General features: G+C 57.2%; 15 protein-coding genes. 11 read left to right on the forward strand and 4 right to left on the reverse strand.

The window, feature by feature from the left end; genetic code table 11:
• The first annotated feature begins 119 nt into the window (after positions 1-119).
• From CCOS864_RS28110 to CCOS864_RS18580, 6 genes are all read left to right on the forward strand, one after another.
• Positions 120-788, forward strand: coding sequence for a hypothetical protein (locus CCOS864_RS28110; protein ID WP_148708565.1), 669 nt, complete (start codon positions 120-122; stop codon positions 786-788).
• Positions 772-2,694, forward strand: a complete 1,923-nt coding sequence (locus tag CCOS864_RS18560; RefSeq protein ID WP_167458913.1) for a DDE-type integrase/transposase/recombinase — start codon at positions 772-774, stop codon at positions 2,692-2,694. Before CCOS864_RS28110 ends, CCOS864_RS18560 begins: the two co-directional genes overlap by 17 nt.
• Positions 2,691-3,656: a TniB family NTP-binding protein gene (locus CCOS864_RS18565; RefSeq protein ID WP_115087797.1), complete on the forward strand. Its 966-nt coding sequence runs from the start codon at positions 2,691-2,693 to the stop codon at positions 3,654-3,656. The genes CCOS864_RS18560 and CCOS864_RS18565 overlap by 4 nt, the downstream gene beginning before the upstream one ends.
• A gap of 68 nt (positions 3,657-3,724) precedes the next feature.
• The gene (locus CCOS864_RS28115; protein ID WP_148708566.1) at positions 3,725-5,959 is read left to right on the forward strand and encodes a helix-turn-helix domain-containing protein; all 2,235 of its coding nucleotides are present in this window, start codon (positions 3,725-3,727) and stop codon (positions 5,957-5,959) included.
• 255 nt (positions 5,960-6,214) lie between these two features.
• Positions 6,215-6,784, forward strand: a complete 570-nt coding sequence (locus CCOS864_RS18575; RefSeq protein WP_115087799.1) for a DUF2589 domain-containing protein — start codon at positions 6,215-6,217, stop codon at positions 6,782-6,784.
• A gap of 131 nt (positions 6,785-6,915) precedes the next feature.
• On the forward strand, positions 6,916-7,449 hold the full coding sequence (locus CCOS864_RS18580) for a DUF2589 domain-containing protein (RefSeq protein WP_115087852.1): 534 nt from the start codon (positions 6,916-6,918) through the stop codon (positions 7,447-7,449).
• A 12-nt stretch (positions 7,450-7,461) separates the two neighbouring features.
• Here CCOS864_RS18580 and CCOS864_RS18585 read toward each other — a convergent pair whose 3' ends face one another.
• The 3 genes from CCOS864_RS18585 to CCOS864_RS18595 form a co-directional block, all read right to left on the reverse strand.
• A complete protein-coding gene (locus CCOS864_RS18585) occupies positions 7,462-11,136 on the reverse strand; it encodes a translocation/assembly module TamB domain-containing protein (protein WP_115087800.1) in 3,675 nt (1,224 codons plus the stop codon).
• A complete protein-coding gene (locus CCOS864_RS18590) occupies positions 11,133-12,875 on the reverse strand; it encodes an autotransporter assembly complex protein TamA (protein ID WP_115087801.1) in 1,743 nt (580 codons plus the stop codon). The genes CCOS864_RS18585 and CCOS864_RS18590 overlap by 4 nt, the downstream gene beginning before the upstream one ends.
• A 66-nt stretch (positions 12,876-12,941) precedes the next feature.
• Complete coding sequence (locus CCOS864_RS18595) at positions 12,942-13,592, reverse strand: GNAT family N-acetyltransferase (RefSeq protein WP_115087802.1); 651 nt, start codon at positions 13,590-13,592, stop codon at positions 12,942-12,944.
• 161 nt (positions 13,593-13,753) lie between these two features.
• Here CCOS864_RS18595 and xthA point away from each other — a divergent pair, with 161 nt between their 5' ends.
• The 3 genes from xthA to CCOS864_RS18610 all read left to right on the forward strand — a co-directional run bounded on the left by xthA (position 13,754) and on the right by CCOS864_RS18610 (position 17,269).
• Positions 13,754-14,566 (forward strand): exodeoxyribonuclease III, encoded by an 813-nt coding sequence (gene xthA, locus CCOS864_RS18600; protein ID WP_115087803.1) that lies wholly within the window; start codon positions 13,754-13,756, stop codon positions 14,564-14,566.
• A 198-nt stretch (positions 14,567-14,764) separates the two neighbouring features.
• Entirely contained in the window at positions 14,765-16,081 is a 1,317-nt protein-coding gene (locus CCOS864_RS18605) for a substrate-binding domain-containing protein (protein ID WP_115087804.1), read from the forward strand.
• Positions 16,082-16,246: 165 nt separating this feature from the next.
• Positions 16,247-17,269 (forward strand): TerC family protein, encoded by a 1,023-nt coding sequence (locus CCOS864_RS18610; RefSeq protein WP_115087805.1) that lies wholly within the window; start codon positions 16,247-16,249, stop codon positions 17,267-17,269.
• Here CCOS864_RS18610 and CCOS864_RS18615 read toward each other — a convergent pair.
• Positions 17,263-18,492, reverse strand: coding sequence for an acyl-CoA dehydrogenase (locus CCOS864_RS18615; RefSeq protein ID WP_115087806.1), 1,230 nt, complete (start codon positions 18,490-18,492; stop codon positions 17,263-17,265). The two genes, CCOS864_RS18610 and CCOS864_RS18615, sit on opposite strands and share 7 nt — an antisense overlap.
• A gap of 138 nt (positions 18,493-18,630) precedes the next feature.
• Between CCOS864_RS18615 and CCOS864_RS18620 the strand changes: the two genes are divergently transcribed.
• Positions 18,631-19,569: a LysR family transcriptional regulator gene (locus CCOS864_RS18620; RefSeq protein ID WP_115087807.1), complete on the forward strand. Its 939-nt coding sequence runs from the start codon at positions 18,631-18,633 to the stop codon at positions 19,567-19,569.
• A 123-nt stretch (positions 19,570-19,692) separates the two neighbouring features.
• Entirely contained in the window at positions 19,693-20,094 is a 402-nt protein-coding gene (locus tag CCOS864_RS18625) for a MerR family transcriptional regulator (protein ID WP_028944211.1), read from the forward strand.
• Positions 20,095-20,109 lie beyond the last annotated feature (15 nt).

Consider the following 20,109-nt stretch of genomic DNA (forward strand, 5'->3'; position numbering starts at 1 on the left):
CTATGGTGCACTTGGTCAGTAGAGGTAGCCGATCGGGCTTAAGCTTCTCGCCTGATTTTCCCTCACCAATGAGAAACGCCCAGGAGCGCAACCGCATTCCTGCGATATGGGTGGCGATCATGATCAATATTCCTGAGGTTTTAATCAGTGAGCTTTCGCTATCTCCCGTGGAACGCATCACTCATGGCCGTCACGGCCGGCGTGTGTCCTCTTTCCCCTCTCGCAAAAACCGCGCAGGTGTCATGTGTGACTCCCTATTAGAAAGCGATTTCTGCCTTGAGCTTGAGCGTCGGAGGCCCGTGAAAAATTACACGCCACAGCCATTTCGTATAACTCACCTTAAGACCCAAACCAGCTACATCCCAGATTTTGAAGTGTCATACCACAATGGTCGAACAGAGCTATTCGAGGTGAAAACTGAAACCCGTTATAAGAAAGGTAAGAACCCTGAGAAACTTGAGTTATTCGCTTCCATCTTAAGAGACTGTGGTTACTCCTTGGAAATTGCTCTTGACTCAGCCATTCGCCACACAGTCAAAACATCCAATCTTCGAACGCTCTATCATCAAGGTTATACAGTTTCTGACGCAGAGTCAGATCACTTCAAAAGCAACCTAAAGCAGTGGACCTCTCGCGAGCTTAGCATTTCCAGCTTATTAGCATTTGGTATCGATCCTAAAATTATTGCTCATGCCTTGTTCTATGAGATTTTGCTTACCGACCTCAGCCGCCCTTTGACTATCCATGCCATGGTTAGGATCGCGCCTGAATATGAACACAAAAATTAATAATAATGATGAATTTTCACCAATCGTGGGCGAGCACTACGAGTACAATGGCCAAGCGTACGAAGTCATGGAAATTGTCGCAGAGCGGTACCAACTCCGAAGTCTGGAACGGGCTGCCACCATAACTTTCCACAGCTTTAATAGTCTACGAAAAGCTTGGGTAAAGGGGCGGTTCGTATGCGTACACGAAGCGCCACTCAATGGCGAATCCAACAAAATCATCGCCGGACTTAATCAGGTGGAACTTGATTTATTCCAGCGTCGGCAGGCATACGTTAATGCAGTAATCGAGAATCTTGGCGGGCCGCGCCCTATAAATAAAGTGAAGTCAATAATTGCAAAGACCGCCGAGAAAATCAATGATCCGCGCGCACCATGTTATAACACGGTGCACAACTGGATAAAATTATTTTTTCGCTCGAATGGAAATCCACTTTCGCTGGTAACTCGGTCGATCAGACGCAAAACACCTCGGATGTTGCACCAGCCCTTTCCTATCCAAGAAATTATTGAACATCATCTAAACACATACTTTCTTGTAAGAACTCCATTCTCCGGAACCGATATTATTGATCAGATCCAATCAGCAGTGGAAGTAACCAACACAGGCCGCCTTGTCAATGCCCCCCTGCCAATTCCTTCCGCCAGTACACTTCGTCGCATAATGAAAGAACATGACGAGTATGAGCGCCTGCATGCTCAACGCGGCCATAAAGAGGCTGGAAAAACTCATCATTGGAGCAGAAAGCAAATGCAACCTGTAACTCTCCTCGAGTGCGCAGAAGCAGACTCCGTCAATCTCGACATTATATTAGTCGATGCTAACGGTGAGCCCTGTGGCAGACCATGGCTCACCGCTCTAATGAACTGTCCCTCGCGACGCCTGCTTGGATATAAATTTTCAATAAACGCCCCTTGCCTGGAAATGACGATGAGTACACTAAAGCACTCACTCGACGTTAATCGCTCGCGCACAGGCCTGTGCAGGACTTATATATTTGACAATGGTTCCGAGTTCACCACGGAAAAAACTAAAATCATACTGGCCACACTGGGGAGCACGCCTATTTTTTGTGAGCCTGGCGAACCAAACCAAAAGCCGCATATCGAGCGATTTTTCAGAACGCTAAATGAACAACTGATTCATCACATGCGGGGCACGACTTTCTCAGACCCGAACCATAAGGGTGATTATGATTCAACGAAACAAGCTATGTACACCATCGAGCAATTAGAGCATATCTTTGAAGATTGGCTTGAAAACGTATACCACCAAACTTACCATCGAGAGATTGGAACATCACCTAACGACTATTGGGACACGCATGTTGATAATCTATTTCCGCCTCACCAATTTAGCGAAACCACTCTCAAGCAGCTGTTCCTGTGCAGAGAGAGTTCTTTTGCAGTCAATGGACGTGTAGGATTCAAGAAGCTGCAATGGACGTGCCCCAGTGTTCCGTTTCTAAACCATTGGAGAGACAAACGCAAAAAATTAACGATCTACTATGATGTAAGCGATTTAGGGTATGCCTTCGTCTGCCATCCCGACAATCCCGACGACCTGCATAGAGTGTTTGCTGTCAACCCAGATTATCAGGAAGGCCTTACCTTGTCCGAGCATTGTAAAATAATGGCCCAGGTCAAGGAACGGAAACTAGCGTTCAATGACAAAATAGCACTCATGCACCGCCTAAGAATTAATGAATCAATCGCCAAGCAAAATAAACACAAGCCAAAAAACAAGTCAAAGTTTTCAGGACAAGCGCCAGAGGGGAGCCGAGCCGACAAATTACCCAGAAAACTTGGAATCTTTAGTGCCGCAGACTGGTTGACCACTGTTGAACTACCCGATTTAACGGAAACCTGCCTGCCTCCTCCATCTACTGAGGAGAACGACTCATGAACTCCGACACCGAAGAGCGTTTACGCCTATACAATCAGCAAGTGGTATTTTACCACAATTATCGCAATAGTTATGCACTCACTCTCAAGGCTATTGAGGCTACACACTTACGCGGCGTACCTAATTGCGCGCTAATTACGGGACCATCAGGCACAGGCAAATCGACATTACTCAATTATATAAAATTCGCTCACCCCGCAGAACGCTACATCCAGAGCGAGCTTGATAAGCGCTGGATAATACCAGTTATTATGTGCTCCCTTCCGCCCGCCTGTACAGTTAAAGCTCTTCTTAAAACAATTTTAGTAGGTATGCACTGCGAGAAGCTAAAGGGCGATACAATGGATTTGCTGTTCAGGCTAATCACCCTGCTCCGAATCAGTGAAGTCAAAGTAGTACTGATTGATGACTTCCAGTTTCTTATAAAAAAAGATGCATACCGGACCAAAGAAGCAGTAATTAATTGTCTGGTCATGCTCCTTGACCAAACAGCCATCCCTTTCATTCTCGTCGGAAGGGACGAGGATGATATACACTCCCTGTACTACAAAAGCTGCGAAACATTAATCTACCAGCGTGCAGATTTAGCTAGAAGATTTCCCTTCCACGCAAAGCTTGATCTCCTTTCCTACAGCAACGCCCCTGAGAGTGAATTTCAAATTGTACTTTCAGAACTGGATGCCAAGATGTATAAAATAGGAGATTTGAAATCCGGCATACACCTAGGAGACCCAGGAATCAGCGATCGGATTTATCTAGCATCTTCCGGCAGCCTTGAGCACATAAAGATTATCACCTTCCACGCATTACAAATATGCCTTAAAAAAAACAAATGCGGCCTCACCAAAGACAGCTTGGCTCAAGCCTACGCTCTCTTGAAAATTAAAAACAATCTTAACAGCGATCATAACCCCTTCATGATCTCGCAACAACACTGCGAAAGCCTCATTACCCGCTTATGAGCACCTTACATTACATTCCTACCCCATTATCCAATGAGAGCCCAACCAGCTTATTACGGCGCATCGCCTTGAATAATGGGTTCATTTCAGCGCCTCGTTTTTGCCGTCAAGCCAATCTAAACATGGGCCGCGACCTATTTATTCAAGATAGTGAATTCTATACTTTTTTAAAGCGAGAGAACTCCGAAGTAAATTATATCTCTACATTCTACCAACAGCTATTTTCTAAACACGGCCGTCTATTAGACATAGGCTGCTGTCGAGTCCCAATTAAAGAAATAAATCTTTCAAACTCAGGCATTTGCACTGAGTGCTTCAAGTGTGGCTGGGAACATAAAATCAAAGACCTAAGAATCGCGGAATACTGCCCCTTGCATTTCTGCCAATACCTTAGAGCATGCCCAAACTGCCATCGAGCCTTTTCATCCCTCACCCAACTGAGCCTAGAGTGCACCTGCGGAGCTTACCTATCGTGTGAAGTAGGGACGGCCGCCTCTGCAGAGCTCGAGCTTTTTTTACTTTCAACACTCGAAAACAACGACCAAGTAAAAGTCGACACATTTTTTTATGCGTTGACGAAATTAAATTGCCACCAAACAACGTACAACCAAAACCTAAATCGAATCCTTTCTCTTTGCGCAATGGACATTGCCCGTGGCAATATCATCAAAGCCTACAAAAGACTTATTGACAGTGTTTTTTACGGCAGCGCTCCAACCCACAACATCATCATCGCACAATTGGCTAATGCGTCTTGCCTCGCTATTCCTCAGAGACTAATAACGCAGCTTGAAGAATTGAAACTTAAAAACATCGGAACGATCCAAGGCGTTACATTTTCCACGCCAGAACTATACAAATGCCTGGGGCTAACACGCACATACTGGTACTCACACACTCTGTCACCTTTCAAAAAAAGTACTCGTGAAAGATATACCATCGATGAACTATGTCAGATCATGAAGCTATATGAAGACAAAAAGAACAAAAACCAAAAATCACTAATTAACGGTGTTTGTCAATCCCAAGCCAGGGAAACTCTAGACATCCCAAACCCCATCTTTACCAAACTTTACCAGGTAGGCCACCTTAAAAAACTTGACAGCACACTCCCAGTCGTAATCATCGAAATAGAGTCTTTCGAGACCTTCAAAGATCTATACATTTCATTGGAAGCAGCAAGCAAAATTTTAGACATTAGTATCATACAAACACAGAAAATCATAAAAGAGCATGACGCCAAATGTTTACACTTACCAGGCATAGATGCACCTTGCTTCATCGAACGAACAATATTTTACAAAATCCAAACAGACTTAGCTCTGCCTATATTTAGGGCTGCTGAATTCCCAAAGGAGTCCACTCGCAATAATTCCTTGGTCGTCCAGATACCACAAGCATCACGCAACTCGCAACTCATCACATTAAAAGAGGCAAGCAAACTTACGAGCATCAGCATAAACAAATTTTACATCCTAATAAATCACGGAGTACTTAAAACTTATAAAATCAGGACCAAGAGAATGGTCGACTACAAATCCGTTTTGTTTTTCGAGCGCAATTACACCACGCTTGACAATCTAAAGAAAGCCACAGGACTAGATGCAAGATCTTTAATATCTGTACTTACCGCACACAAAATCGAGTCAGCTATTTTAGGCGACAACCACAACCGTATTCACATTTATAAATCTTCAGACATCAGCAGCATCAAAATATTCGAGACTTACGACTTTTCGATGGACTTCCTTAATCATAGACTTAATCGTAAAGCCGTTACCCATAAACAGGCCGCCAAGGAATTGAATTTAAGTAAAAATGGCCTATCTATACTCTCTCGCAAAATCTTACAAAATCGCCCAACTATCTACCAAAGCGATTACTACAAGAAATTATTCACAAGCACAGAACTAGATCAGATAAAAGATATCATTGATAATCTCGTAATGCTTGACCACCTAGCAACCGAACTCGGAATTTCCAAACAGAGAATTAAAAGCCTTTTCGGCTTAGTAAAATCTAAATCTATAATCAATGTAAATAATATTGCATGCATAAACTCACCCCTTTCGTCCGCCATAGCCAGTTACATGAGCGACTATATATCAATATATAAAGCAGCACCAATAATAGGCACCAGCACAACAAATCTTTATGATATTTTGAAATCACACCCAGACAGCTCCCCATACTTACAGGCTATACCGCCGATAAAATGCATAAGTGCTAGCCATTTGAGTCTCCTATACAAACTCCTTAACAAATTACCTGAAGACTTTTCAGGTCCAATTAAAAATAAATAGCACCACAGATCAAATGAACCCTCACGGACTTAATTCAGCCAAAATTGATCTTAGATATTAAATTTCAAAAAACTTGAAAGCGTTACACAAACCAAACTGATAAATCTTTTTACAACGTCAAGTATTATAAGCAAATCACTTCAACTATTTATGAAAACCTAGGCCAGGACGCTTGCCCGCGCTGATGTCAGCAGACAACTACCCTAGATTCCCAACCCGCGCACAAGGTGCGCACCCACGATAAGGAAATCCCCCATGGCAACAGTCGACAACGATATGATCGGTTCGGTCATGAACGCCCTACCCCTGGATCGGATGATCGCCGGACCGCTGCAGGCAATGGTCCAGGCCCAAGTCGCCGCCAGCCAGTCTTACGCTGACTTCCTCATGGGCGTCTGTGTCGAGAATGGCAAAGCGGTCGCCATCGAATTCAACTACGACGAAACCGTTACCGATGAACAGGGGGCAGCCAAGGGAACCGTCTCCAAAACCATGCGCATCCCGCTCATGGCGGCGATCGCTCACCCCAACATCGTCATCGAGGAAGGGAATGTCGAGTTCGAAGTAACCATTAGCCAACAGGCCGAATCCAGTAGCGAAACCGCAGGTGAAGTGAGTACTGCCGCGTCCTTTGGCTTCGGCAAGTTCAAGATGGAGCTCAAAGGCCAGGTCAGCCACAAGTCGACGCAAACCCGCAAGACCGATACCCGTGCCCGCTACGCCTTCAATACCAAAGTACGTCGTATGGAACCACCTGAAGCACTGATGCGGGTCATCGATGCCCTCACTGAAGCCGCCAGCAAGCCGGTTACAAGCTCCAGCTGACAGCCACCACCCTTGCGTTGGGTACCTCAGCGTAACCCTTCGCCAATGGCCCTCTCTGCTGGAGGGGGCTTGAGCTGAAGATTTCCAGGAGTGCACACAGCTTGGACCCGCGCCCGCCGAACAACGCGCCCATCATCGCCAGCGACCTGTGCGATATCACTCGCGGCCTGCAGGAAGCCGCCGCGGCCACCAACAACCTGATTGCCCAGCAATACATCAAGCTGTTCGACCAGTTTTTCGACTATGACGCCGAGGCACTGGGCACGCCGATGAAAGCCAAGATGGTCGAAGTGGCGATGGACGATCAGCACACGATGCAGATCCCGCTGATCGCACTGGTGTCACCGCGGGGGCTGGCACTGGAGCGCATGCAGGTAGACCTCTCTGTGCGGATTCAAAACACCGAAACCACCGAGGCCAGCGAGAGCCTGCAACGCGAGCGCTTCTATGTAACGGTCGGCGGCCAGAGCAAACGCAATGGCGAAGCACCGCGCGACCCCGATGAAGTGCAGATCCGCATGCAGTTCCAGGCCTGTGAACCACCGGAAGCGCTGAACCGGCTGATCGAGGAGTACACCAAACTGATTACCCCGCTTCGCTTGTCCACCCCTGTCCAGCCCACGGACGACAGCAACGAGTTCATCGAAGCCGCGACCGTGCGTTGACCAGGACCGCCCCTAGAAATCGCGCTTGTAGAAGATATCCAGGGAACTGGCCAGGCCACTGGCCGCCTCCAGGTAGACCTTCTTGCTGAGCTTGTAGCGCAAGGCAATGGTGTTGGCCGGCTCGAACACCCCCACCCCGTAACGCAGGCTCAAGCGCTCGGTCAGGTTGCCGCTGGCGACCACGGCGGTGTTGTTGCCACTGCCTTGGGTGTCGAGCTGGAAGTCATCGATGCCCAGGCTCGAGGCCAGGCTGCCGGTGATCCCGGCGCTGCCTGCCAGGCCCAGGCCGAGCGCGGCTTCAGCGAGCATGTTGTTGTCTTCCCCCGTGGTGCCCAACGGCCGCCCGAGGACCAGGTAGGACAACGCCTGCTCCTGGCTCATGGCCGGCTCCGAGAACACCTGGGTGGTAGGCTGCTCGGCGCTGCCGCTCAAGCGGATACCGGCAATCACGTCATCGGTCTTGCGAATCGCCTCGATGTCCAGGTACGGCTGATCGATGGGCCCGGCAAACAACAAGCGCGCACGGCGGATTGTCAGCCGCTGGCCGTAGGCACGGTAACGACCGTCGGCCAGGCTCAGCTCACCACGGGTATCGAGGTTGTCACCGATATGCACGTGCCCCAACAGGTTGGCGGTCAGGCCGAAACCACTGAACGAGAGTTTCTCCTGGCCCACCTGGACGTCGATATCCATGGCCATGGCCATCGGTGCTTTGCCCTCCTCGGTCTGATGCCCCAGGATCACCGTGTCATCGGAGACCTTGACCGTGGACGGCGGCAGTTCACGCACGGTGATCTTGCCCTTGGGTACCAGCACCTTGCCGGTCACCGCGAGCTTGTCGTCGATCAGGCTGATCTTCAGGTCCGGGGCCACTTCGAGGGCCGCGTAGGGTTCGACGTTGACCGGCAAACGCTGGCCCTGCAGTGCCAGGTTGACTGCCAGGGCATGGCCCCAGCCAATCTGCCCGCTCAGGCTGCCCTGGCCCGCATCGCCGCTTTTCCAGCTGCCGTTGAGCTGGACCTGTTCGCCGGCGATCAGCGCCTGCAGTTGCAGGTCCTCAAGGCTGATCGGCAGCTCGGCGCCGCTGACTTCACCACGCGCAAGGTTCAGGCTGCCATTGACCTGGGGGGCCAGCAAGGTGCCGGACAGGCGTCCGCTGCCGTTGAGCTGGCCATTGAGGCGTTCGACCATCGGCGCGAACGGACGGCCGATGGCCAGGTCCAGGCCGCTGAGGCGGAAGTCACCGCTCAGGGGTTTGTTTTTTGCCAGCGGATCAAGCCGGGTATTCACCGCCAGCTCGCCGAGCTTGTCGCCCTGGAAATCCAGACGGGTGTCAATGCGCCGCGGGCCCAGGGTACTTTGCAGGCGCAGGGTCTGGTAGGGGAAGTCCAGCCACTGGTCCTTTTCGCGCACACGCAAGGTGCCGCCGCTGGCATCGATGAGGATGGTGCCCTTGGGCCCGCTGGCCGGTACGTCAAGGTTGATGTCGGCATTGAGCAGCCCCTGCCAGGCAAAGTCCTTGGGCAGCCACTGCGCCAGGCTTTGCAGCGGGAACTGCTTGAGGTGGTAGCGCAGGCGCGGCTCGGGCGCCAGGCGCTGGTCTTCACCACACAGGCTGGCCTGGCCGGAGCGCCAGCAATGGGCACCGAAATCCACTTGGCCGCTGGCCAGGCGCTGCAGTTTGGCCGGCGCCTGCAGGCGCCAGTCCTGGCCTCCGGCCTGGATTTCGCCGCTGGCCAGGCGACCGCGCCAGTTGCCCTTGTCCAGTTGCCCATCCAGACCCAGGTCAAGCTTGAGCTGCGGCCCGTCCAGGCCCAGATGCAGTTTTTGCTGGCGAAGATCACCGGCGCCCTTGGCAGTGAGCATTCCGAGGCTGGTATCGCCCAGGCGAATGCTGCCGGCCTGCAGGTCGATGACCGCTCTTTGCGCGTTATCAAGACGCGCCTCCAGGCTCAGGCGCTGCACGCGGTTGTCGGCCTGGGCCAGTTGCTGGCCCTGCAGCACGAAGCTGCCCTGGGGTGCCTGCAAGGTACCGGCAACCTCCAGGCGGCCCTTGACCTGGCCTTGCAGCTGCGGCCAGAGCTGGCCCAGGCGCGGCAGGTTGATATCGATCTGTCCGGCCAGGCGCTGCTGCAGGCTGCCACTGCCATTGATGTGGTTGTCGCCCAGGCGGATGTCCAGGGTACCCAGGGTCCATTCCTGCCCTGCCCCTTGGGCCACTGCTTTAAGCACTGCGGGCTGACCACGGAGACGGCCCTTGAGGTCAAGGTCGGCGTCCAGGCGCAACTCGCCGTTTTTCATTGCCCCCTTGCTGCGCAACGGGCCGGCCAGGGTGCCGGGCAATTCGGCCAGCCAGTACGCCGGGTTCAGCGCCGACAGCTCCAGTGCCGCATCCCAGGCCACGCCATCGGCAAACTGCACGCCGACACTGCCGGCGGCCTTGCCTTGGCCGGCATTGAGCAGCAGTTGCGGCAAGCTGACCTGCTTGAGGTCGCCCTTGAACGGGCTGCTCAGGCTGAAGGCGCCGGCCGGACCGTCCAGGTCACCTTTGAACTCACCCTGGTAGTTGCCATCGCGGTACTGCACCTGGCCGTTGAAACGGCGCAAGGCAACTTCGGGCGCTTGCTCCAGCGGATACAGGCGCAGCCAGGGGAAATCCAGCCAGTCGATGCTGGCTTCGGCGCTCAGGCCTTGCTGCCAGTTGGCCTTGGCCTTGAGTTTCAGCGCCTGCTCGGCGCTGGCGGTGAGGTCCAGGGCACTGAGTTCGGCGCCTTTGGCATCGACCCGGCCTTGCAGGTTGAGCGCCACCGGACCCTGTTCGGCGGGCAGGCTGGCCGTGCCAAGCAGTCGATAGCCGCTTTGCAGGTTGCCCTTGGCGCTCAGTTGCAGTTTGTTCAGCTGCAGGGTGTCGGGCAGCTCGGCCGAGGGTTTGAACGCCTCGCTGCTGATCTGCAGTTGCGCCGGCAGGTTGTCGGCCAGGGCTTGCAGCTCGCCGGTCAGGCGCGCATGCAGGTAGCCACTGCTGTCAGCCTTGAGCTTGAGGGTTTTCTGCAGGTCGCCGTCCACCTGCAATGCCAGTTGCCAGGGCTGCCCATCGACACTCGGCAACTGCAGCTGCCCTTGGGCCTGCAACGGCCAATCGGCTTCGGGCTTGAGCGAGCCCTGCAGGCTCAGCTTGAGGTCATCGCGCTGCAGTTGCAGGCTGTCGATCTGCAGCCCGGCCGTGGTCCAGTGGGCGGCCAGTTGCAGTTGGCTGAGCTGTTCATTGCCGTCCAGGCGCAGATGGCCGATGCGCACGGTGCCCAGCTCGATGGCCATGGGCAGCTTGAGTTCCGGCAGCTGCAGCGGCCCGCTGTCGGGCTTCGGCTCGCCGGGGGCGAAGGCCAGGTTGACCTGGCCGGCTTCCAATTGATCGATGCACAGGGTCATGCGCAGCAGGCAGCCCGGCGACCAGGCCAATACCGGCGCCAGCAGCTCGACCCGATCGCCACCCTGTTCCCAGAGCAAGCGCTCGGCTTGCCACTGCCCGGCCAGGCGCCCCTGGAAGTTATCCAGCTGCAACCCCGGCACCAGCCCCAGTGCCCAGCGGCTGCCGGCCTGGGTACCGAGCATCAGGCCCACACCCAGCACAAGGAGTACGAGCAAGGCCAGCAGGCCAAGAACGATGAATTTGATAACGCGACTCACAGTTCCGGCCCCATGGAGAAGTGCAGACGGAAACCGCCGTCGTCATCCAGCGCGCGGGCCAGATCCAGACGCAGCGGCCCGACCGGAGACACCCAGCGCACCCCGATACCGACACCGGTCTTGAGGCTGGGGAGCTCCAGATTGTTGAATGAATTACCCTGGTCGATGAAGGTCGCCACCCGCCATTTCTCGGCGACCGAATACTGGTACTCGGCGCTGCCGGCTACCAGGTAACGGCCACCGATGCGATCGCCGTCGGAGTTCTTTGGCGACAGGGTCTGGTAATCGTAGCCGCGCACGCTCTGGTCGCCACCGGCAAAGAAGCGCAGCGAGGGCGGAATCGAGTTCTTGTAGCTGTTGGTGGCGCTGCCGCCGAACTGCACACGGCCGAGGAAGCGATGGTTCTGGCCCAGGGTGGTCAGGCCCTTGAGCAACACATTGGCGTGCAGCAGGTTGGTGTCGGAAACCAGCCCTTCCTTGGCCGCCTGCACATCGAACTGCAGGCGATAGCCGTTGTGCGGGTCAATGCGGTTGTCGCTGCGCAGGTAGGAATAGCTAATGCCGGGCATCAGCAGGTTGCTCAGGCCCGAATCGTCACCGAGCTTGTATTCTTCGCGCTGGTACTTCAGCGAGATGACCCGCTGCCAGCCGCTGGGCAATTTGCTGTGCCATTCCGGGCCGACCGTGAGCAGCTTGCTCAAGGTGTCGGTGCCGGCGATTTCTTCGTTCTGGTAGCCACCGGCAAAACGCAGTTTGTCGGTCAGCGGCGGGTCGAGCGGGATGTCGTACCACAGGCCGACGTTCTGCCGCGGCGCCGAAAGCTCGGTTTCCCAACCGTAGCTATGGCCCTGCGGATTGACCCAGTGGCGGGTCCAGTTGGCCTTGCCGCGCGGCCCGACGTCGGTCGAGAAACCCAGGCCCAGGCCCATGGTTCGCGGCTTGCGAGTCTCGAGCCGGACGGCCACCGGGATGCTCAGATCGACTGCGGCGGTGGGTGCGGCATCGACCCGTACGCCTTCGAAATAGCCACTCGATTGCAGGGCATTATTGAGGTCGGCAATCAGTTCGGAATCGTAAGGCGTGTCGGCCTTGAACGGCACCATGCGTTGCAGCAGGTCTTCATCCAGGGGGGTATCGCCGGCGAAGCTGACCTTGCCCAGACGGTAGCGCGGGCCGCTTTCATAGATCAGTTCGATGTCGGCGACGCCCGCCTGCGGGTCGACCGCCAGGCGCTGGCGGACGAAGTGGCCGCTGAAGTAACCGTAGCGCGATGCCTGGTTCTGGATCAGGCGCTTGGCGTCTTCATAATGACCATGGTTGAGCACCGCGCCCGAGCGCAGCGCCTTGCTGTCGGGAATGCGGAAGGCTTTGAGTTCGCTGGCCGGGCCATCGATGCGGATAGTCACATCACGCAGGTGCACCGGCTCGCCGGGATCGATGTTCAATACCAGCTGCGGCCCCTTGTCGGCCTTGGCCGGTGGTTTGACCTCGCTGTCGATCTGCGCCTGGTAATAACCCAGGGCCTGAGCTGCCTTGCGCGCCTGCTCGACTGCGCCGCGGCTGAAGCGCAGCAGCGCCTCTTCATCGCGTTTACCAAGGCTGCCGATATAGCCTTCGACATTGGCCTTGAGTTCGTTATTGGCAGGTTTGACCCGGACCACCAGCTCGCTTTGCGCATACGCGCCGATGCTGGCAAACCATAGAATCAAACCGCAGGTGAATCGTCCTGAATGCGTCATAGGCGCGGATGCTACCAGAGCTTGGCGGCAGCATGGAGCCCAAGGTTTTCCTCGCGGTTGAGCAATTCAGGCCGAAGCCTGCTGCGACGACTGTGGATTGGGATGGAAGAACACGTGTTCGCGGACCGGGCCTACCGCGATCTCGCCAATTTCCTGATAGCCCTGACGCTGGTAAAACGCCAGGTAGTGCTCGTTGCCGGTGTCCAGCACCACACCCTGGGAATGCTCATCCACGGCACACCAGTCGTGCACCGCCTGCAACAATTGTTCACCGTAGTGCTTGCCCTGGAACTGCGGGTGAATCCCCAGCAGCGGCAACACATGCACCGCGTCACTGGGCAGGCAGGCCATCAGCGCGGCCTGGTAATCCAGGTAGCGGCGGGTGCAGCGAAAGCCGGTGCTGAGCACCATGCGCATACGCCAGGCCCAGCTTTCGGTGATGCCCAGGCGTCGCTGCGGCGGGGCAATCAGGGCGATGCCGATCAGGCGGTCATCGACCAGCAGGCCAATGGCGGGCAAGTCCTGGAGAAAATGCTGCTTGACCCGCTCGCGCACGGTGGCGCGAATACGCTGGTCGAACCCCGGGCGCTGGGCTTCGAACAAAAAGGCAAAGGTCGGTTCGTGGCGATAGGCGTGATACAGCAGGGAGCGCGCCTCGCGGCTGTAGCCGCCATCGAGCAGACGGACTTCAGCCGGTGCGGCAGTCGATTCGGGCATGCTGGCAAACCTCCGGAAATGGGCATTCATTGCCTTTGAGGTGTTCGGGGTGCCAACGTTCACCTCGTGCCACAGGTTAGCAACCTATCGAGTGGATCGCCACGCTGGCCGACGCCGCCGATGTCGGCTAGGATCCTGGGTTTTACCAGGATTGTGCTTCCATGAAGATCGTCTCGTTCAACATCAATGGCCTGCGTGCCCGGCCCCACCAGTTGGCGGCGTTGATCGAAAAGCACCAGCCCGACGTCATCGGCCTGCAGGAAACCAAGGTCAGCGACGAGCAGTTCCCGCTCGCCGAGGTCCAGGCCCTGGGCTACCACGTACACTTTCATGGCCAGAAGGGCCACTACGGCGTCGCCCTGCTCTCGCGCCAGGCGCCACTGAGCCTGCACAAGGGCTTTAGCACCGATGAAGAAGAAGCCCAGCGCCGCTTCATCTGGGGCACCTTCGCCGATGCCGATGGCACGCCGATCACCATCATGAACGGCTACTTCCCCCAGGGCGAAAGCCGCGACCACCCGACCAAATTCCCGGCCAAGCAGCGCTTTTACAGCGACCTGCAGGCGCTGCTGGAAACCCAGTTCCAGAACGATCAGCCATTGCTGGTGATGGGTGATGTGAACATCTCTCCGGAAGACTGCGACATCGGCATCGGTGCCGACAACGCCAAGCGCTGGCTGAAGACCGGCAAATGCAGTTTCCTGCCGGAAGAACGCGAGTGGATGGCGCGCCTGAAGAACTGGGGCCTGGTCGACAGTTTCCGCCACCTGCACCCGGAAGTGGCCGACCGTTTCAGCTGGTTCGACTACCGCAGCCGCGGCTTTGAAGACGAGCCCAAACGTGGCCTGCGCATCGACCTGATCATGGCTTCCCAGGGGCTGCTGCCGCGGATCAAGGATGCCGGGGTCGACTATGACTTGCGCGGTATGGAAAAACCTTCGGACCACGCGCCGATCTGGCTTGAACTGGGCTAGTTCAGACGCAGACCCTGTGGGAGCTGGCTTGCCAGCGATGAGACCCGGCTGGCCAAGCACGGTATCGGCCGCGGAAAAGCATCGCCGGCAAGCCGGCTCCCACAGGATTGGCGCAGGTTGGCAAAAACGCTGTCATCTTTTGGTCACCCTTCCGTCTTAATCTCCCGGCACACCCTTTGCCCATGAGTGCCAGACGGCATGTTGCGCCACCTCTCCCTGCTCGTGCTTTGCCTGCTCCCGCTGATTGGCGCCGCTGCCCCGCAGGCGCAATTGCGTATCCAGGGTTCCAACACCATCGGTGCCGCGCTGGCACCGGCGCTGGTCACCGGTTTGCTCGAGCAACAAGGCGCCAGCGCCATCAGCATCGTCAGTAGCGATGCCGCCAACGAACTCCAGGTCCGTGCCCGGGGCAGCAACGGCCAGGCCTTGCTCATCGACATCGCCGCACACGGCTCCAGCACCGGCTTTAGCGCACTCAAGTCCGGCCAGGCAGAACTGGCCGCCTCCTCCCGCCCGATCAAGCCGGTTGAGCTGAGCGAGCTGCAAGCCCTGGGCGACCTCAACAGTGCCGCTGCCGAGCAGATCATCGCCCTGGACGGTGTCGCGGTGATCGTCCATCCCGACAACCCGCTGCCGCAGCTGACCACCACCCAGCTGGCGCAGGTTTTTTCCGGGCAGATCAACCGTTGGGAACAACTGGGTATCGGCAGCGGCCCGATCAACCTGTACGCCCGCGACGACCGCTCCGGGACCTTCGAAACCTTCAAGGCGCTGGTCCTCGACCCGGCCCAGCAACCGCTGGCCGACACCGCCAGACGCTTCGAATCGGCTGAACAACTGGCCAGCCAGGTGCTCGGCGACCGCCAGGCCATCGGCTTCAGCAGCCTGGCCACGGTGCATGGCGCCAAAGTCGTGGCGATTGCCGACGGTGAGTCCCAGGCCATGCTGCCGACACCGGCGCTGGTGGCCAGCGAAGACTATCCACTGTCGCGACGGTTGTACTTCTATCTGCCGCCCGGCCAGGCCAACCCGCTGGCCCGAGCCCTGGTCGAGTTCGCCCAAAGCCCCCAGGGCCAGGCCATCGTTACCCGTAACGGCTTCGTCGGCCAGCAGGTGCAGAGCGGCAAGGTTCAGCCCCGTGCCGACATGCCGCGCCGTTACCTGAGCCTTGCCAATGATGCCCAGCGCCTGTCGGTCAACTTTCGCTTCCAGGAGGGCAACGCCAGCCTCGACAACAAGGCCCTGCGCGATGTGCAGCGGGTCGTCCAGTACCTGCAGGCGCGGCACAAGCTGGCCAACAAGGTGGTGCTGGTGGGGTTCGGCGATGCCAAGGATGACCCGCGGCGCGCTGCCCTGCTTTCGCGGCTGCGGGCCATGGCAGTGCGGCGGGAGCTGGCCCGCAGCGGCGTCGAATTGCGCGAGATCATCGGCCTGGGTGACGAACTGCCGGTGGCGGCCAACACTGCCGAGCAAGGGCGGATCCGCAATCGACGAGTCGAGGTGTGGGTCTACTGACTTGCTGCCTGGCAGCCTGGGCAATCAATTGTTACAGGCTCGATTGGGCGCTCACCCTCCCCGGGGCTAGGCTTGTCCTTAGTGACGCCGGGCCCCTCTGACGGCTGCCAAGCCGCCATGTCGGAGTCACTGTTGCTCAGCAACGTCGACATAAAGGAGGGGCTCATGGCAGCTCTACAGGTATTTCTCGACAACGACTTCCTCGGCACCAGCCTGTGGTTCTGGCTGGCCTTTCTCGGCATCGTGCTGACCCTGCTGGTACTGGACCTGGGCGTGCTGCACCGCAAGCTGCACGAAATCGAAATGCGCGAAAGCCTGCTGCTGTATGGCGGCTATTTCAGCGTTGGCGTGCTGTTCGGCGTGTGGGTGTGGTTCGAGCTGGGGGCGCAGAAAGCCCTGGAGTTCTACACAGGCTTTCTCATCGAGCAGTCGCTGTCGATGGACAACGTGTTCGTCATGGCGATGATCTTCAGCTTCTTCGCCATCCCCCGCCGCTACCAGCACCGGGTGCTGTTCTGGGGGATTCTCGGGGTAGTGGTGCTGCGGGCGATCATGATTGGCCTGGGCAGTGCGCTGGTACAGGAGTTCGACTGGATTCTCTATGTGTTCGGTGCCTTCCTGCTGTTCACCGGGGTGAAGATGCTGTTCTCCGGAGAACAACTCCACCCGGACCTGGCCAATAATCCGGTGCTGAAATTCGTGCGGCGCCACCTGCGGGTGACCGACGAGCTTCATGGCCCGCGTTTTTTCGTGCACATCACCCCCACCGGGCAGAGCAAGGCGCTGCGCTATGCCACGCCGCTGTTCCTGGCCCTGGTGCTGATCGAACTGGCCGACCTGGTGTTCGCCGTCGACAGCGTGCCGGCGATCTTTGCCATCACCCAGGATCCGTTCATTGTCTACACCTCGAACATCTTCGCGATTCTCGGTTTACGGGCGCTGTACTTTGCCCTGGCAGCACTGATGCACCGCTTTATCTACCTCAAGTACGCGCTGGCACTGGTGCTGGTGTTCATCGGCGGCAAGATTTTCTATCACGGCCTGATCGGTGCCGTGCCGCCGATGCTGTCGCTGGGGGTGACCATTGCCCTGCTTTGCGGTGGGGTGTTGTTTTCGCTGTTCTCGACCCGTTCGCGGGGCAAGCCCAGCCCTACAAAAGAGACGGGCTTGCGCGGCAAACATCAATGACCGCTACGGAGCATTTCCCTGGGCACGTACTTGCCGATCTCGTACTTGCCGATCGCCGCGCGGTGCACTTCGTCCGGGCCGTCGGCCAGGCGCAGGGTGCGTTGCATGGCGTACATGTAGGCCAGCGGGAAGTCGCCCGAGACACCGGCACCGCCGTGGATCTGGATCGCCCGGTCGATGACCTTCAGGGCCACGTTCGGCGCCACCACCTTGATCTGGGCGATTTCGCTGCGGGCGACCTTGTTGCCCACGGTGTCCATCATGTAGGCGGCCTTGAGGGTGAGCAGCCGGGCCATGTCGATTTCCATCCGCGAGTCGGCGATCTTGTCGATGTTGCCACCCAGGCGTGCCAATGGCCGACCGAAGGCGGTACGTTCCACCGAGCGTTTGCACATCAGCTCGAGGGCCCGCTCGGCCATGCCGATCGACCGCATGCAGTGGTGGATGCGGCCCGGGCCAAGGCGCCCCTGGGCGATCTCGAAACCGCGGCCCTCGCCGAGCAGCACGTTCTCGTAAGGCACGCGTACGTTCTCGAACAGCACTTCAGCGTGGCCATGGGGCGCGTCGTCGTAACCGAACACCGGCAGCGGGCGAACGATTTTCACCCCGGGTGTGTCGGTGGGTACCAGGATCATCGAATGCTGCTGGTGACGCGGACCTTCCGGGTTGCTCAGGCCCATGAAGATCATGATCTTGCAACGTGGGTCGCACGCACCGGAAGTCCACCACTTGCGGCCATTGATTACCCACTCGTCACCGTCACGCACGGCGCGGGCAGCCATGTTGGTAGCGTCGGACGACGCCACGTCCGGCTCGGTCATGGCGAATGCCGAGCGGATGTCACCGCGCAGCAGCGGTTCCAGCCACTGGCGCTTCTGTTCTTCATTGGCGTAACGCACCAGCACTTCCATGTTGCCGGTGTCCGGCGCCGAGCAGTTGAACGGCTCGGGGCCCAGCAACGAGCGGCCCATGATCTCGGCCAGGGGGGCATATTCAAGGTTGGTCAGGCCCGCACCCAGTTCCGACTCAGGCAGGAACAGGTTCCACAAGCCCTCGGCCTTGGCCCTGGCCTTGAGCTCCTCCATGATCGCGGTCGGCTGCCAGCGATCGCCTTCGGCAACCTGGCGCTCGAACACCGCTTCGGCGGGATAGACATAGGCATCCATGAACGCCGTGACACGTTCGCGCAGCGCCTGGACCTTGGGTGAATAGGCGAAATCCATGGGCAGTACCTTCAGTGGAAAAGGGATCTGATAAAGATCCTAGATCAGCAGGCAAAATCCACCTAGCCTATTCTCGGCGTGTATAAACATTCATAACCGATATATGATCGACCTATAACACCAACAAGAGCAGCGCCCATGAACCTGAGTAAGGTCGACCTGAATCTGTTCATCGTCTTCGATGCCATCTATACCGAAGCCAACCTGACCCGGGCCGGGCAGATCGTCGGCATTACCCAGCCGGCAGTGTCCAACGCCCTGGCGCGCCTGCGCGAAACCTTCAACGACCCGCTGTTCGTGCGTACCGCCCAGGGCATGGTGCCCACGCCGATGGCGCAGAACATCATCGGCCCGGTGCGCAATGCCCTCTCGCTGTTGCGCGTATCGGTGCAAGAAAGCCGCATCTTCAACCCGCTGCAGGCCAACAAGACCTTTCGCATCAGCATGACCGACCTCACCGAGGCGGTGATTTTGCCGCCGCTGTTCCAGCGCCTGCGCCGCCTGGCCCCGGCGGTGGTGATCGAAAGCTTCCTGTGCAAGCGCCGGGAAACCACCAAGGAGCTGGCTGCCGGGCGCCTGGACTTTGCCGTCGATGCGCCGCTCAACACCGACCCGCAGGTGCGCCACGTCAAGCTGATGCAAGACCGCTACGTCTGCGCCATGCGCCAGGGCCATCCGCTGTTCAAGGACAAGCTCAGCCTGGACGATTACCTGGGCATGACCCACATTCATATCTCCAGCCGCCGTAATGGCCTGGGCTATGTCGACCTGGCCCTGGGCAAGATGGGCGTGCAGCGCAAGGTCGCCCTGCGCTCCCAGCACTACCTGATGGCCTCGCAGGTGCTGCAGCAGACCGATATGGTCATGACCGTGCCGGAACGTTTTGCCCGCCGCCACCAGCTCAATCATGTCAGCCTGCCGGTGGACGTGCCGTCACTGGAAACCCACCTGTACTGGCACGAAAGCACCGACCAGGACCCGGCCAACCGCTGGATGCGCGAACAGATCATCGAGCTGTGCCAGGGGGTGGTGGCGCAGGATGAGCGGGCGGCCACGGCTGAGGTGCCGTTGCAGTGAACACAGAACCATTGTGGGAGCCGGCGTTGCCGGCGATGCAGGGCATAGCCCTGCCAATCCTTGCTTGACGTATACGTCAACCTGCAATTAGCTTAGCTCCATGCCCTTTTACCGAGCCAAGCAATGAGCAGCCAGACCTACAGCATCTCCGACCTGTCCCGCGAGCTGGACATCACCACCCGGGCGATCCGCTTCTATGAAGAACAGGGCCTGCTCAGCCCCGAACGCCGTGGCCTGGAGCGGGTCTACTCGGCCCGCGACAAGGTCAGCCTGAAGCTGATCCTGCGCGGCAAGCGCATCGGTTTTTCCCTGGCCGAGTGCCGAGAGCTGATCGAGCTCTACGATCCTACCAGCGGCAACCTCAAGCAACTGCACAGCATGCTGGCCAAGATCGCCGAACGCCGGGCCCAGCTTGAGCAGCAACTGCTGGACATCCAGCAGATGCAACTGGAGCTGGACACCGCCGAAGAGCGCTGCGAACAAGCCCTGGCCGCCACCCTGAACAACCAGAAAAACAGCCATTGAGCCCTGAGGAACCCT

The organism is Pseudomonas wadenswilerensis, from assembly GCF_900497695.1.
In the GTDB taxonomy this organism is placed as follows: domain Bacteria; phylum Pseudomonadota; class Gammaproteobacteria; order Pseudomonadales; family Pseudomonadaceae; genus Aquipseudomonas; species Aquipseudomonas wadenswilerensis.